The sequence below is a fragment of the Variovorax sp. GW460-12-1-14-LB1 genome, assembly GCF_059423605.1.
In genome coordinates this window covers 83,467-98,339 of sequence record NZ_JBWKYF010000001.1, presented here as the reverse complement: position 1 = coordinate 98,339, position 14,873 = coordinate 83,467, and the positions used below count along the sequence as shown (strand labels likewise).

Below are 14,873 nucleotides of genomic sequence, written 5' to 3'. Positions count from 1 at the left end.
AAAAATCAGCAGGGTAGGGTTTTACGTGGGTCAGTCTTAGACGGAAATTACTGCGTTAACTGGGTCAAATTTCGGCGGCAATCAACACGCCCCGACGATGGCAAGCCCAACCGACCACGGAATGTCCATGTCACTGCGCTCGCGACGCGAGACGCCATCCATACGGGTCAGCATCGTGCGTCGCTGGTCCGGCGTGTTGATGAGGAACTTGACGACGCCTGCAATGCCGCAAAGGGCAACAGCGCCTCCGATGATCATCAATCCCCAGACTTCCATATTGAACGTGAGGGGAAATGCACCATCGGCGCTTGCGACAAAGGGTTCGCGTCCCCTTCGCGTGACAACGATTTGTCCGGCGCGCCATGCGTTGAATCCGTGCAGAAAGGCAAAGACGCCCAAGGAGAGGGTCGCAGTGAGCATGAAGAACAGCTTGAGGAATCGCAAAAGCATGCTTTGGTGTTCAGCTTGAAGGAACGAAACGCCAGACGACTGTAGCGACACAAGCCATTGGCGCAAGAGGCCCTGGCGCCTTTGGCCCCGGCAGGTCCTCGCAAAGCGGGCATGCCCGAAGCCCCCCACACCCCACCTTCAGCCCCCGCCGCGCCAAGTGTTCCAATAGAGCCCTTCATGAGCGCCACCGACCCCACTCCCGGCCCCTGCCCCTGCGGCCGCACCGACCGTCGCGACAAGCCCATTGGCTACGCCCTGTGCTGTGGGCGCTACCTCGACGATTTCGAGAACACGCCGGCGCCCGACGCCGAATCGCTGATGCGTTCGCGCTACTCGGCCTTCGTGCTGGCGCGTGCCGACTACCTGCTCGCCACCTGGCATGCGTCGAAGCGACCGGCTTCGGTCGAGTTCGAGCCGGGCGTCAAATGGCTGGGGCTGGACATCCGCTCGCGCTCGGTGCTCGATGCCGACCATGCCGAGGTCGAGTTCGTCGCCCGCCAGCGCGGCGCGACAGGCGTGGCGTTCCGCCTGCACGAGCGCAGCCGCTTCGTGCGCGAGGACGAGCGCTGGTTCTACGTCGACGGCGACCTGCACCAGCCCCCGGGTTGACGGCGGCGGGCTTCGGCCCGCACAATCGGCCCCGCTCCGGGGTGCACGCATGTGGTGTGCTGAGATGGCAAAGCTGCCGACCCGCGAACTTGATCCGGGTCATACCGGCGTAAGAAGAGCTGCACTCCCTGACTTCGGTCCGTCACTCACTTTTTCGGTGGCGGGCCTTCCGAGGTCCATCGAGCGATTGCGGAGCACCCTTTCCCTCAACAAGGAGTGCCCCCGATGAATGCCCCCGACAAATTCACCTCGCTGCTGTCGCTGACGCGCGAACCCTTTCCCGCCTCGCACAAGTGCGTCATTCCGGGCAGCCGGCCCGACCTGTTCGTGCCCGTGCGTGACGTGGCGCTGACCAACGGCGAAACCGTGTCCCTGTACGACACCTCGGGCCCCTACACCGACCCGAAGGTCGAGATCGACGTGCGCCGCGGCCTGCCCGACGTGCGCAGCGCCTGGGTCATCGAGCGTGGCGACACAGAAAGCTACGAAGGCCGCACGCACCACGCGCTGGACGACGGCGCCAAGAACGAAGACCGCGACGCGCAGCGCCTGGCCGAGCTGCGCGCCGGTGCCTCGGCGCTGCAACGCACGCCGCGCCGCGCCAAGTCGGGCGCCAACGTCACCCAGATGCACTACGCGCGCCGCGGCATCGTCACGCCCGAAATGGAATACGTGGCCGTGCGCGAGAACGGCAAGCGCGAGTGGATGGCCGAGTACCTGGCCAACGAGGAGCGCGCCAAGCGCGTGGCGGGCAACCCGATGGGTGCGAGCATTCCGCGCATCATCACGCCCGAGTTCGTGCGCGACGAGGTGGCCCGTGGCCGCGCGATCATTCCCGCGAACATCAACCACCCCGAGGTCGAGCCGATGGCCATCGGGCGCAACTTCAAGGTGAAGATCAACGCCAACATCGGCAACTCGGCCGTCACCTCGAGCATCGAGGAAGAGGTCGAGAAGCTGGTGTGGGCCATCCGCTGGGGCGCCGACAACGTCATGGACCTGTCGACCGGCAAGAACATCCACACCACGCGCGACTGGATCGTGCGCAACTCGCCGGTGCCCATCGGCACGGTGCCGATCTACCAGGCGCTCGAAAAGGTGGGCGGCGTGGCCGAAGACCTGACCTGGGAAATCTACCGCGACACGCTCATCGAGCAGGCGGAGCAGGGCGTGGACTACTTCACCATCCACGCGGGCCTGCGCCTGCCGTTCATCCACCTCACGGCCGACCGCATGACGGGCATCGTGTCGCGCGGCGGCTCGATCATGGCCAAGTGGTGCATCGCGCACCACAAGGAGAGCTTCCTCTACACGCACTTCGAGGACATCTGCGACATCATGAAGGCCTACGACGTGAGCTTCTCGCTCGGCGACGGCCTGCGTCCCGGCAGCGGTGCGGATGCGAACGACGAGGCGCAGTTCGCCGAGCTGCGCACGCTGGGCGAGCTCACGCAGATCGCCTGGAAGCACGACGTGCAGACCATGATCGAAGGCCCGGGCCACGTGCCGATGCACATGATCCAGGCGAACATGGACGAGCAGATCAAGCACTGCCACGAAGCGCCGTTCTACACGCTCGGCCCGCTGACCATCGACATCGCGCCGGGCTACGACCACATCTCCAGCGCCATCGGCGCCGCGATGATCGGCTGGGCCGGTACGGCGATGCTCTGCTACGTGACGCCCAAGGAGCACCTGGGCCTGCCCGACCGCGACGACGTGAAGCAGGGGATCATTGCCTACAAGATCGCCGCGCACGCGGCCGACGTGGCCAAGGGCCACCCGGGTGCGCGCTCGCGCGACGACGCGCTGAGCAAGGCACGCTTCGAGTTCCGTTGGCAAGACCAGTTCAACCTGGGCCTGGACCCCGACACGGCGCGCGAATTCCACGACGAGACGCTGCCGAAGGACTCGAGCAAGGTGGCGCACTTCTGTTCGATGTGCGGCCCCAAGTTCTGCTCGATGAAGATCACGCAGGAAGTGCGTGAGTACGCGGCCAAGAAGGGCGTGGCCGAGGCGGCTGCCATGGCCGAGGGCATGGAAGAGAAGTCGAAAGAATTCATGGCCGGCGGCGGCGAGATCTACATCCCGATCCGGCCAGTGGCCTGAGATGGCCCGATAGCCTGAGTCTCCCCGTGCGGAAAGGGGGCGTTGCTACCATGGGGCCAGACCCCTGAACTCCTGCCTCGCAATGACCCCTTTCCCCTTTTCCGCCGTTCTCTTCGATTGCGACGGCGTGCTCGTCGATTCCGAACCCATCACCAACCGCGTGCTCGCCGACATGCTCGGCGAGCTCGGCTGGCAGCTCACGGCCGAGGAATCGATGAACATCTTCACCGGCAAGGCCGTGAAGGACGAGACGGCGCTCATCGAGGCCAAGACAGGCTTCAAGATCACCGACGACTGGCTGCGCGGTTTCCGCGCCCGCCGCAACGAGGCGCTGGACCGCGACCTCGTCGCCATTCCCCATGCGCCCGCCGCCATCCGCGAGATCCATGCGCGGCTCAAGGGCCGCATCGCCTGCGCCTCGGGCGCCGACCGCCACAAGGTCGAGCTGCAGCTGGCCAAGGTCGGCCTGCTCGACTGCTTCGAGGGCCGCATCTTCAGCGGCCACGAGATGCCGCGTTCCAAGCCGCATCCCGATGTGTACCTGGCCGCGGCGGAAGCGCTCGGTGTCGATCCGAAGCGCTGCGCGGTGGTCGAAGACACGGTCACCGGCGCGATGGCCGGCGTGGCCGCGGGCGCCACGGTGTTCGGCTACAGCACGGGCGAGTCGGGCCACAGCGGCCCGGGTGCGCTGCGCGCCGCGGGTGCCGTGGCCGTGTTCAGCGACATGACCGGGCTGCCCGCGTTGCTGGCCGGGTACGGCCTGCAGGCGGCCTGAGTTTCTGGTGCAATGACGCCCGTCAGCGCGTGGCGCGCCCGTCGCCTTCACGCGCTTCTTCCCACGAATTCGCAAGGACCCTGCCCATGACCTCCGAGTACCAGACCGAGCAACCCGACCGCAGCGAGATCGACGCGCTTCAGGGCCCGGCCGTGGTGGAGTTCGGCACCAACTGGTGCGGCATCTGCAAGGCTGCGCAGCCGAACATCGCCGAGGCCTTTGCCAAGTACCCGAACGTGCGCCGCATCAAGGTGGAAGACGGCAGCGGCCGCCCGCTGGGCCGCTCGTTCAACGTGCGGCTGTGGCCCACGCTGGTGTTCCTGCGCGACGGGCAACAGGTCGCGAAGCTGGTGCGGCCGGAAGACAGCCAGTCGATCGCCGATGCGCTGGCGTTGATCGATTCGCCGGCCTGAGTTCCGTTATTGAGGGCGACGCTCCCGCCGACGGGGAGCCTTGCTCCGCGAATGTCCCCCGGGGCTTCGCCCCTCCTCCTTGATTTCGCTGCGCAAGGCACCCCATCGGCGTGAGCGTGGGGCAGTGCGGTTGTTGATCGGCCGCACACCAGCGCTGTTTCCCGTGCGCAGGACACTGGGTGCTTCCCGCAGCGAAATCAAGGAGGAGGGGCGAAGCCCCGGGGGACATTCGCGGAGGGAAGTACCCGGTGGCCTGTGCACGCGCCCTGAACAAGCGCCCTACAACCCCAGCTGCCGAAAATCCCGAGGCGCGTGCCCCGTCCACTGCAGGAACGCGCGCGAAAAGCTCTTCTCGTTGCGAAAGCCCACCGCCAGCGCCACCTGCTTGATCGGCCGCGTCGTCCGGCGCAGCTGCTCCACCGCCAGCTCGTGCCGCACTTCGTTCTTCAGCACCTGCAGCGAGGTGCCTTCCTCATGCAGCTGCCGGTGCAAGGTGCGCCCCGACACGTTCAACAGCCCCGCCAGCGCCTCGGCCGTGGTCGCCTCGCCCGCGCGCGCGCGCAGCAGTTCGCGCACGCGCTGGCCCAGCAGGCGGTCGCGGCGGTACTGCAGCACCGTGAGCGGCAGGGCGCGCTTGAGCATGGTGCGCAGCGCGCGCTCGTCGCGCAGCAGCGGCAGCGCGAGGTAGCGCTCGTCGAAACTGATGCTGGCCTGCGGCGCGTCGAAGTGCACGTCGGGCGTGAACATCAGCGGGTAGGCGTCGCGGTGCGGCGGCGCCGCGAACGGAAAGGTGGCCTGGCGCAGCGAGATGCGCGAGTCGATGGCCCAGCACACGTAGCCGTGCATGAAGCGCAGGCTGGTCACCAGGCAGAACTCGCGGAATGCAGGGTCGAGCGGGCGGTTCTCGGTGATGCGCAGCGTGGCCACGCCGCCGGTCACTTCCAGCGCGAGCGTGATGTCCTCGGTCAGCAGGCGGTGGTGGCGGCACCAGCGTTTCATGGCCACGCCCAGGTCGGGCGAGGTGAGCGAGGCGCGGCACAGCATGCCGTAGCTGCCCCAGGGCAGGCGGCGCGAGAACCAGCCCAGCGCCTCGTCGTCCAGCTCCTGCATCGCGTGGCCCGACAGCGCCTCGAACTGCGCGGCCGTCACCCGGGCGCCCGGACGGGCCAGTTCGCGCGGCGCGATCTGTGCCGCCTGCAGGGCCTGCGCCGGGTCCTTGCCGTAGCGGGCATACCCTTGCACGATGGCTCGCACGAAGGCCATCGGCGTGACGGCGCGGGCGGGTCGCAGGAAGGCGGGGGACGACGTGGTGGAGGGCATCGGTCGTGGCGCAATTTGCAACCATTGTGGCGCCAATTGCGGCGCCACGAGGCGTAAGCTGCGTTTTTTCAAGCGCCATCCGCGCGGGCAGCCCTGCGCGCCGACCCCTTCAGAGGAGACAAGACTCATGCACGATTTCGGCCTCAACTTCGACCTGGGCGACGACATCGACGCGCTGCGCAGCGCGATCCAGGACTTCGCCGCCAACGAAATCGCGCCCCGCGCCGCCGAGATCGACCGCGACAACCTGTTCCCTCACGACCTGTGGCAAAAGCTCGGCGAGCTGGGCCTGCACGGCATGACGGTGAAGGAAGAATTCGGCGGCACCGAGCTGGGCTACCTGGCCCACATCGTGGCCATGGAAGAAGTCTCGCGCGCCTCGGCCTCGGTGGGCCTGTCGTACGGCGCGCACTCCAACCTGTGCGTGAACCAGATCCACCGCAACGGCAGCGAAGCGCAGAAGAAGAAATACCTGCCCAAGCTGGTGAGCGGCGAGCACGTGGGCGCGCTGGCCATGAGCGAGCCCAACGCCGGCTCCGACGTGGTGAGCATGAAGCTCAAGGCCGACAAGAAGGACGGCTACTACGTGCTCAACGGCGGCAAGATGTGGATCACCAACGGCGGCGACGCCGACACGCTGGTCATCTACGCCAAGACCGAACCCGAAATGGGCGCGCGCGGCATGACCGCCTTCATCGTCGAAAAGAATTTCAAGGGCTTCTCGGCCGGCACCAAGCTCGACAAGCTCGGCATGCGCGGCTCCAACACCTTCCCGCTGTTCTTCGACAACTGCGAAGTGCCCGAAGAGAACGTGCTCGGCGGCGAAGGCATGGGCGCCAAGGTGCTGATGAGCGGCCTGGACTACGAGCGCGCCGTGCTCTCGGGCGGCCCGCTGGGCATCATGGCCGCCTGCATGGACGCCGTGATCCCCTACATCCACGAGCGCCAGCAGTTCGGCCAGAGCATCGGCGAGTTCCAGCTGATGCAGGGCAAGATCGCCGACATGTACTCGACCTGGCAGGCCACCCGCGCCTACGTGTACGCCGTGGGCAAGGCCTGCGACCGCAACGACCATGCGCGCACCTTCCGCAAGGACGCGGCCGGCGCCATCCTGTACTCGGCCGAGAAGGCAACCTGGATGGCCGGCGAGGCGATCCAGACGCTGGGCGGCGTGGGCTACACCAAAGACTTCCCGGTCGAGCGGCTGTGGCGCGACGCCAAGCTGTACGAGATCGGTGCGGGCACGAGCGAAGTGCGCCGCATGCTCATTGGCCGCGAGCTGTTCTCAGAAACCGCATAAGTCGCGCTGCTCACCCTCACCCCCACCCTCTCCCCGTAGGGAGAGGGCGCCAGACAAGGAGACAAGACGATGCCACTGACGCAGAGCCTGGCCCAAGGCGCCACGGACGTCCCCCTCATCGAGCAAGCCATCGGCGACTTCTTCGACGACATGGTTGCCAAGCAACCGGAACGCGAAGCCCTCGTCAGCCGCCACGAAGGCCAGCGCTTCACCTACCGCGAACTGCAGACCGCGTCGAACAAGCTGGCGAGCGCGCTGCTGAACCTGGGGCTCGTGCCCGGCGACCGCGTGGGCATCTGGTCGCACAACAACGTGCCCTGGGTGCTGATGCAGATCGCCACCGCCAAGGTCGGCCTGATCCTCGTCAACATCAACCCCGCCTACCGCACCTCGGAACTCGAGTACGCGCTCAACAAGGTCGGCTGCAAGGCGCTGGTGACGATGGCGCAGTTCAAGACCAGCGACTACCTGGGCATGCTGCGCGAGCTGGGCCCGGCCAAGCTGCCGCTGCTGCAGCACACCTTCTGGATCGACAAGCTCGGCCAGGGCGACGAGCAGCCCGGCATGCGCCGCTTCAGCGAGCTGCTGGCCAGCGGCGATGCGGCCGACGCGCGCGTGGCCGCCACGCAGAAGACGCTGAAGGCCACCGACCCGATCAACATCCAGTTCACCAGCGGCACCACGGGCTTTCCCAAGGGCGCGACGCTCACGCACCGCAACATCCTGAACAACGGCTTCTTCATCGGTGAGTGCATGAAGCTCACGCCGGCCGACCGCCTGTGCATCCCGGTGCCGCTGTACCACTGCTTCGGCATGGTGCTGGGCAACCTGGCCTGCCTCACGCACGGCTCGGCCATCGTGTACCCGAACGACGGCTTCGATCCGCTCACGGTGCTCGAGACGGTGCAGGCCGAGAAGTGCACGGGCTTGCACGGCGTGCCCACGATGTTCATCGCCGAGCTGGACCATCCGCGCTTCAAGGAGTTCGACCTGTCGACGCTGCGCACCGGCATCATGGCCGGCTCGCCGTGCCCCATTGAAGTGATGAAGCGCGTGGTGAACGAGATGCACCTGGGCGAGATCACCATCGCCTACGGCATGACCGAGACCAGCCCCGTGAGCTGCCAGAGCAGCACCGACACGCCGCTGGACCGCCGCGTGTCGACCGTGGGCACCGTGCAGCCGCACCTCGAGGTGAAGATCATCGACCCCGAGACCGGCGCGATCATGCCGCCGGGCCAGTCGGGCGAGCTGTGCACGCGCGGCTACTCGGTGATGCACGGCTACTGGGAAGACGAGCCCAAGACGCGCGAGGCCATCGACGCCGAGCGCTGGATGCACACCGGCGACCTCGCCACCATGGACGCCGAGGGCTACGTGAACATCGTCGGGCGCATCAAGGACCTGGTGATCCGCGGCGGCGAGAACATCTACCCGCGCGAGATCGAAGAATTCTTGTACCGCCATCCGAAGGTGCAGGACGTGCAGGTGGTCGGCCTGCCCGACAAGAAGTACGGCGAAGAGCTGTGCGCCTGGATCATCGTCAAGCCCGGCCAGACGGCCACCGACACCGAGATCCGCGATTTCTGCAAAGGGCAGATCGCGCACTACAAGGTGCCCAAGTACATCCAGTTCGTCTCCGAGTTCCCGATGACGGTGACCGGCAAGATCCAGAAATTCAAGATCCGCGACGCCATGACCGAGCAGCTCGGTCTCAGCCAAGAAAAGACAGCATGAGCAAACTCGAAACCAAACTGAATGCGCGTTCGGCCGACTTCCAGGCCAACGCCGCGGCCATGCGTGCGCTGGTCGACGACCTGCAGCAGCAGTTCGCGAAAGTGGAGCAGGGCGGCGGCGAGGCCGCGCGCGCCAAGCACACGGCACGCGGCAAGCTGCTGCCGCGCGACCGCGTGGCCGAGCTGCTCGACCCGGGCACACCCTTCCTCGAGATCGCGCCGCTGGCCGCGCATGCGATGTACCTCGATGCCAAGGGGGCCGAGTCGGCGCCGGGCGCCGGCATCATCGCGGGCATCGGTCGGGTGAACGGCGTCGACTGCATGATCGTGTGCAACGACGCCACCGTGAAGGGCGGCACCTACTACCCGATGACGGTCAAGAAGCACCTGCGCGCGCAGGAGATCGCCGAGCAGAACCGCCTGCCCTGCATCTACCTCGTGGACTCGGGCGGCGCCAACCTGCCGAACCAGGACGAGGTGTTTCCGGACCGCGAGCACTTCGGCCGCATCTTCTACAACCAGGCCAACATGAGCGCCCAGGGCATTCCGCAGATCGCGGTGGTCATGGGCTCGTGCACGGCCGGCGGCGCGTACGTGCCGGCGATGAGCGACGAATCGATCATCGTGAAGAACCAGGGCACCATCTTCCTGGGCGGCCCGCCGCTCGTGAAGGCGGCCACCGGCGAGGTCGTGTCGGCCGAAGACCTGGGCGGCGGCGACGTGCACACGCGCCTGTCGGGCGTGGTCGACCACCTGGCGCAGAACGACCTGCACGCGCTGGCGCTGGCGCGCTCGGCGGTGGCCAACCTCAACGCGAAGGCCGCCGACACGCCGCAAGGCGCCGCGGTGCGCGCGCCCGACTTCCCGCGCGAAGAGCTGTTCGGCGTGATCCCCACCGACACGCGCAAGCCCTTCGACGTGCGCGAGATCATTGCGCGCATCGTCGACGGCAGCGAGTTCCACGAGTTCAAGGCCCGCTTCGGCGCCACGCTGGTCTGCGGCTTTGCCGAGATCGAGGGCATGCCCGTGGGCATCATCGCCAACAACGGCATTTTGTTCAGCGAGTCGGCGCAGAAGGGCGCGCACTTCATCGAGCTGTGCTGCCAGCGCAAGATCCCGCTGGTGTTCCTGCAGAACATCACCGGCTTCATGGTGGGCCGCAAGTACGAGAACGAAGGCATCGCGCGCCACGGCGCCAAGATGGTGACGGCCGTGGCCACGGCCAACGTGCCCAAGTTCACGATCATCATCGGCGGCAGCTTCGGCGCCGGCAACTACGGCATGTGCGGCCGCGCGTACAGCCCGCGCTTCCTCTGGATGTGGCCCAACGCGCGCATCAGCGTCATGGGCGGCGAGCAGGCCGCGAGCGTGCTGGCCACCGTGAAGCGCGACGGCATCGAACTGAAGGGCGGCAGCTGGAGCGCCGACGAAGAAGAAGCCTTCAAGGCCCCGATCCGCCAGCAGTACGAAGACCAGGGCCACCCCTACTACGCCACCGCGCGCCTGTGGGACGACGGCATCATCGATCCGGCCGACACGCGCCGCGTGCTGGCACTGGGCTTGGCCGCGTCGCGCAACGCGCCGATCCCCGAGCCGAAATTCGGCATCTTCCGCATGTGACGAGGGGCACCGCATGAGCAGCACCTTCACCAAGCTGAACCTCGCCATCGACGGCGCGGTCGCACGCATCTGGCTCGACCAGCCCGACGCGCGCAACGCCTTCGACGACGTCGTGATCGCCGAGCTGACGCAGGCTTTCCTCGAAGCCGGCGCCGCACCGCAGGTCAAGGCCGTCGTGCTCGGCGCGAACGGCCCCGCCTTCTGCGCGGGCGCCAACCTCAACTGGATGCGCCGCATGGCCGACTACACGCGGGGCGAAAACCTCGCCGACGCGGGCAAGCTGGCCGACATGCTGCGCACCATCGCCGAGTGCCCCAAGCCCACCATCGCGCGCGTGCAGGGCGATGTGTACGCGGGCGGCATGGGGCTCGTGGCCGCGTGCGACATGGCCGTGAGCGTGGACACCGCGTGGTACTGCCTCAGCGAAGTGAAGATCGGCCTCGTGCCCGCGACCATCAGCCCGTACGTGCTGCGTGCCATGGGCCCGCGCGCCTCGCAGCGCTACTTCCTCACGGCCGAGCGCTTCACCGCCGCCGAGGCGCACCGCATCGGCTTCGTGCATGAGGTGGTGGCCGCCGACGCGCTCGACGCCAAGGTCGACGAACTGCTGAAGGCGCTCACCGGCGCCAGCCCCGCCGCCGTGCGCGCCTGCAAGCAGCTGATCGCCGACGTGGCCGGCCGCGAGATCGACAGCGCGCTCATCGCCAAGACGGTCGAAGGCATCGCCGACATCCGCGCCAGCGACGAAGGCCGCGAGGGCGTGCAGGCTTTCCTGCAGAAGCGCAAGCCGTCCTGGCTCGCCGGCTGACAGCCAACCAGGGACCGCCATGAACGCACTCGACATGCCGCAACTGCTCGCACTGGCCGCCGCCATCGGCTGGGCCAGCGGCGTGCGCCTGTACCTCGTCGTGCTGCTGACCGGCCTGGTCGGCTACTTCGGCTGGGTGCCGCTGCCTGCGGGGCTGCAGATGCTCGCGCATCCAATCGTGCTCGCGGTCAGCGGCTTCATGGTGTTCGTCGAGTTCTTCGCCGACAAGATCCCGGGCCTCGACTCGCTCTGGGACGTGGTGCACACCGCCATCCGCATCCCCGCCGGCGCGGCGCTCGCGGCCAGCGTGTTCGGTGCCGACCATGGCGCCATGGCCGTCGTCGCGGCGCTGCTGGGCGGCGGCTTCGCGGCCACGGCGCATGCGGCCAAGGCCACCACGCGCGCGGCCATCAACACCTCGCCCGAGCCGTTCTCGAACGTCGGTGCGTCGCTGGTCGAAGACTCGATGGTGCCGGCCGGGCTGTGGCTCGCGGTGGCGCATCCGCTGGTCTTTCTCGTGCTGTTCGTCTTCGTGCTCGTGCTCAGCGTGTGGCTCATCCGCAAGAGCTGGCGCTTTCTGCGCGCGCTGTTCAGCCGCGTGGCACGCATCTTCAGTGGCCGGCCCGATCCGGGCGTCACGTCCGCTTTTCAACTGAAAAAGAATCCTCCGGGAGACACTCCGAATGTTTAAGAAGATCCTCATCGCCAACCGTGGCGAGATCGCCTGCCGTGTCGCAGCAACCGCACGTCGCATGGCCGTTCGCACCGTGGCGGTGTACTCCGATGCCGACGCGCACGCCAACCATGTGCGCGCCTGCGACGAGTCGGTGTACCTCGGCGGCAGCGCCCCGAAGGACAGCTACCTGCGCTGGGAAAAGATCCTCGAGGCCGCCAAGGCCACGGGCGCCGAAGCCGTGCACCCCGGCTACGGCTTCCTCAGCGAGAACGAAGAGTTCGCGCAGGCCTGCGCCGACGCCGGCCTGGCCTTCATCGGCCCGCCGCCCTCGGCGATCAAGGCCATGGGCCTGAAGGCCGAGTCGAAGCAGCTGATGGAAAAGGCCGGCGTGCCGCTCGTGCCCGGCTACCACGGCGCCGACCAGGACCCGGCACTGCTGCAGCGCGAAGCCGACCGCATCGGCTACCCGGTGCTCATCAAGGCCAGCGCCGGCGGCGGCGGCAAGGGCATGCGCGCGGTCGACAAGGCCGCCGACTTCGAGGCCGCGCTGGCCTCATGCAAGCGCGAAGCCATCAACAGCTTCGGCGACGACGCGGTGCTGATCGAGAAGTACGTGCAGCGCCCGCGCCACATCGAGATCCAGGTGTTCGGCGACACGCAGGGCAACTACGTCTACCTGTTCGAGCGCGACTGCTCGGTGCAGCGGCGCCACCAGAAGGTGCTCGAGGAAGCGCCCGCGCCCGGCATGACCGAGGCGATGCGCAAGCAGATGGGCGAGGCCGCCGTGGCCGCGGCACGCGCCGTGAACTACGTGGGCGCGGGCACGGTGGAGTTCATCGTCGAGCAGCGCGAAGGCGGCGAGATGAACTTCTTCTTCATGGAGATGAACACGCGCCTGCAGGTGGAGCACCCGGTGACCGAAGCCATCACCGGCCTCGACCTCGTCGAGTGGCAACTGCGCGTGGCCTCAGGCGAGCCGCTGCCCGCCAAGCAATCGGAATTGCAGATCCACGGCCACGCCATCGAGGCGCGCATCTGCGCCGAGAACCCCGACAACAACTTCCTGCCCGCCACCGGCACCTTGCGCGTGTACCGCAAGCCGCAGGCGACCGCCTTCCAGCGCAGCCGCGTGCGCATCGACGACGGCGTGCGCGAGGGCGGCGAGATCTCGCCCTTCTACGACTCGATGATCGCCAAGCTCATCGTGCACGGCAGCACGCGCGCCGAGGCGCTGGCCCGGCTCGACGCCGCGCTGGCGCAGGTGCAGATCGTGGGCGTGTCGACCAACGTGCAGTTCCTGCGCGGCATCCTGGCGACCGAGTCGTTCTCGAAGGCCAACCTCGACACCGCGCTCATCGAGCGCGAGCGCGCCGTGCTGTTCGACCGTGAGCCGCTGGGCCTGCCGCTGGCCGCGGCCGCTGCCATCACGCGCACGCTGGTCACCGAGTGGCCGACGCAACTGCCCGACCCCTTCGAGCGCCGCGACGGCTGGCGTGCGCATGGCGAGTACAAGCGCCGCTTCGACTTCGAGTTCCGTGGCACCGAGCACAGCGCGCTCTTGACCTACCGCCGCGACGGCGGCCTGCACCTCGAAGTGGGCGGTGTCGAAGGCCCGCTCACCATCGGGCGCTTTCCCACGGGCGAGTTCGAGCTCGAGTTCGCCGGCACGCGCCAGACCCTCGACGTGCACCTGGACGGCGCCACCGCCCACGTGTTCGCGGCGAAGGGCGCCACGCGCCTCACGGCCATCGACCGCCTCGCGCACGCGGGCGACACCCACGCCGAAGGCGGCCGCCTCACGGCGCCGATGCCCGGCAAGGTCGTGTCCTTCGCGGTCAAGGCCGGCGACAAGGTCAGCCGCGGCCAGCCGCTGGCCGTGATGGAAGCCATGAAGATGGAGCACACCATCGCCGCGCCGGCCGACGGCACGGTGGAGGAGCTGATGTTCTCGCCGGGCGAGCAGGTGGCGGAAGGCGACGAATTGTTGCGAATGGCGGCTGCCGCTTAACCCCGATCCGGGCGCTCGCCCGTATCAGCGGTGGTAGTCATTCTTTTCAAGGAGTCCTGATGATCCGCCGCACCCTTTCCATGTCGACACCCCGCGCCGCCGTGCGCCACCGCGCAGGCGCTGTCCTGCTGGCCCTGGCGGCCGCCCTGTCGCTGGCCGGCTGCGACCGCCAGCGCAGTGCCGAGTCGGCCGCGCCGGCCTCCGCGTCCATGCCGGCGCCGCCGATGGGCTATGGCGGTGCCATGAAAGCACAGCGGGCGAGCGCACCGCAGGCCGAGATCGCCGCGTCGCAGTCCGACGAGGCGCGGCAGGGCAGTGGCGAGACCGCGCTGCAGCGCTTCCTGGCCGTGCGGCAAGACCTGAACGTCGAAGTGCCGGCCGAACAGCTGGCCGACGCCTGGGGCAAGGTGCGCGACCTGTGCGGCACGCTGAAGTGCGAGCTGCTGTCGTCCTCGCTGCTGCGCGAGACGCCGCAGCAGCCGGGCAACGCCCTGCTCGAGATGCGCGTGGAACCCGCCGACGTCGACAAGCTGCTCGGTGGCCTGGCCGGCGTGGCGAACGTGGTCTCGCACACCACCACCAGCGAGGACAAGACCTCCGAGGTGATCGACGTCGAGGCCCGCATCAAGAACCGCACCGAGTTCCGCGACAGCCTGCGCGTCATGCTGCGCGACACCGTCACCAAGCGCACCATGGCCGACCTGCTGGCGATCCAGCGCACGCTGTCGGACACCCAGGCCGAGCTCGACGCCATCGCCACCCAGCGCAAGGTGCTGGCGCAGCAGACCAGCAAGCAGCACATCCAGATCCAGTTCACGCCCAAGCGCGCGCTGGTGAGCGGCAGCGACGGCTACAGCCCGATGGCGCACGCGCTGCGCAACGCCGGCGACGTGCTGGCCGAAAGCGTGGGCGCGCTCATCACCTTCGTGGCCGCGGCGCTGCCGTGGCTGCTGCTGGTGGTGCTGCCCGTGGGGTGGCTGGTGCGGGTGCTGTGGCGTCGCCGCCGCGCCAAGGTGGCGTGAGACACTGCGCGCCGGCCGCGCCCGACA

At 68.0% G+C, this 14,873-nt stretch carries 13 protein-coding genes and 1 riboswitch; of the genes, 11 read left to right on the top strand and 2 right to left on the bottom strand.

Going from position 1 to position 14,873, the window contains the following annotated elements; genetic code table 11:
• Window positions 1-81: 81 nt before the first annotated feature.
• Window positions 82-450 (bottom strand): hypothetical protein, encoded by a 369-nt coding sequence (locus AC07Y4_RS00460; protein ID WP_495274061.1) that lies wholly within the window; start codon window positions 448-450, stop codon window positions 82-84.
• 177 nt (window positions 451-627) lie between these two features.
• Here AC07Y4_RS00460 and AC07Y4_RS00455 point away from each other — a divergent pair, with 177 nt between their 5' ends.
• The 4 genes from AC07Y4_RS00455 to AC07Y4_RS00440 all read left to right on the top strand — a co-directional run bounded on the left by AC07Y4_RS00455 (window position 628) and on the right by AC07Y4_RS00440 (window position 4,356).
• Complete coding sequence (locus tag AC07Y4_RS00455; RefSeq protein WP_095746929.1) at window positions 628-1,059, top strand: YchJ family protein; 432 nt, start codon at window positions 628-630, stop codon at window positions 1,057-1,059.
• 27 nt (window positions 1,060-1,086) lie between these two features.
• Window positions 1,087-1,192, top strand: a riboswitch (TPP riboswitch).
• Between the two features lie 92 nt (window positions 1,193-1,284).
• Window positions 1,285-3,168 carry a phosphomethylpyrimidine synthase ThiC gene (thiC, locus tag AC07Y4_RS00450; protein WP_487850296.1) on the top strand — a complete coding sequence of 628 codons (1,884 nt, stop codon included), beginning with the start codon at window positions 1,285-1,287 and terminating at the stop codon, window positions 3,166-3,168.
• Between the two features lie 82 nt (window positions 3,169-3,250).
• Window positions 3,251-3,943 (top strand): HAD family hydrolase, encoded by a 693-nt coding sequence (locus AC07Y4_RS00445; RefSeq protein WP_062478714.1) that lies wholly within the window; start codon window positions 3,251-3,253, stop codon window positions 3,941-3,943.
• An 86-nt stretch (window positions 3,944-4,029) separates the two neighbouring features.
• Window positions 4,030-4,356: a thioredoxin family protein gene (locus AC07Y4_RS00440; protein WP_354348244.1), complete on the top strand. Its 327-nt coding sequence runs from the start codon at window positions 4,030-4,032 to the stop codon at window positions 4,354-4,356.
• Between the two features lie 279 nt (window positions 4,357-4,635).
• Here the strand turns inward: AC07Y4_RS00440 and AC07Y4_RS00435 are convergent, their stop codons facing one another.
• On the bottom strand, window positions 4,636-5,676 hold the full coding sequence (locus AC07Y4_RS00435) for an AraC family transcriptional regulator (protein WP_095746925.1): 1,041 nt from the start codon (window positions 5,674-5,676) through the stop codon (window positions 4,636-4,638).
• Window positions 5,677-5,803: 127 nt separating this feature from the next.
• On the opposite strand from AC07Y4_RS00435, the gene AC07Y4_RS00430 reads away from it, so the two are divergent.
• From AC07Y4_RS00430 to AC07Y4_RS00400, 7 genes are all read left to right on the top strand, one after another.
• Window positions 5,804-6,976 (top strand): isovaleryl-CoA dehydrogenase, encoded by a 1,173-nt coding sequence (locus AC07Y4_RS00430; RefSeq protein WP_062478706.1) that lies wholly within the window; start codon window positions 5,804-5,806, stop codon window positions 6,974-6,976.
• A gap of 69 nt (window positions 6,977-7,045) precedes the next feature.
• Window positions 7,046-8,713 carry an AMP-binding protein gene (locus AC07Y4_RS00425; protein WP_487850295.1) on the top strand — a complete coding sequence of 556 codons (1,668 nt, stop codon included), beginning with the start codon at window positions 7,046-7,048 and terminating at the stop codon, window positions 8,711-8,713.
• Window positions 8,710-10,332 (top strand): carboxyl transferase domain-containing protein, encoded by a 1,623-nt coding sequence (locus AC07Y4_RS00420; RefSeq protein ID WP_495274060.1) that lies wholly within the window; start codon window positions 8,710-8,712, stop codon window positions 10,330-10,332. Before AC07Y4_RS00425 ends, AC07Y4_RS00420 begins: the two co-directional genes overlap by 4 nt.
• A 13-nt stretch (window positions 10,333-10,345) precedes the next feature.
• Window positions 10,346-11,140 (top strand): enoyl-CoA hydratase/isomerase family protein, encoded by a 795-nt coding sequence (locus tag AC07Y4_RS00415; RefSeq protein ID WP_159279449.1) that lies wholly within the window; start codon window positions 10,346-10,348, stop codon window positions 11,138-11,140.
• Window positions 11,141-11,159: 19 nt separating this feature from the next.
• Window positions 11,160-11,831, top strand: coding sequence for a DUF4126 domain-containing protein (locus AC07Y4_RS00410; protein ID WP_095947914.1), 672 nt, complete (start codon window positions 11,160-11,162; stop codon window positions 11,829-11,831).
• On the top strand, window positions 11,824-13,824 hold the full coding sequence (locus AC07Y4_RS00405) for an acetyl-CoA carboxylase biotin carboxylase subunit (protein WP_307584292.1): 2,001 nt from the start codon (window positions 11,824-11,826) through the stop codon (window positions 13,822-13,824). Before AC07Y4_RS00410 ends, AC07Y4_RS00405 begins: the two co-directional genes overlap by 8 nt.
• Before the next feature lie 59 nt (window positions 13,825-13,883).
• The gene (locus AC07Y4_RS00400; RefSeq protein WP_495274059.1) at window positions 13,884-14,846 is read left to right on the top strand and encodes a DUF4349 domain-containing protein; all 963 of its coding nucleotides are present in this window, start codon (window positions 13,884-13,886) and stop codon (window positions 14,844-14,846) included.
• The last annotated feature ends 27 nt before the right edge of the window (window positions 14,847-14,873 follow it).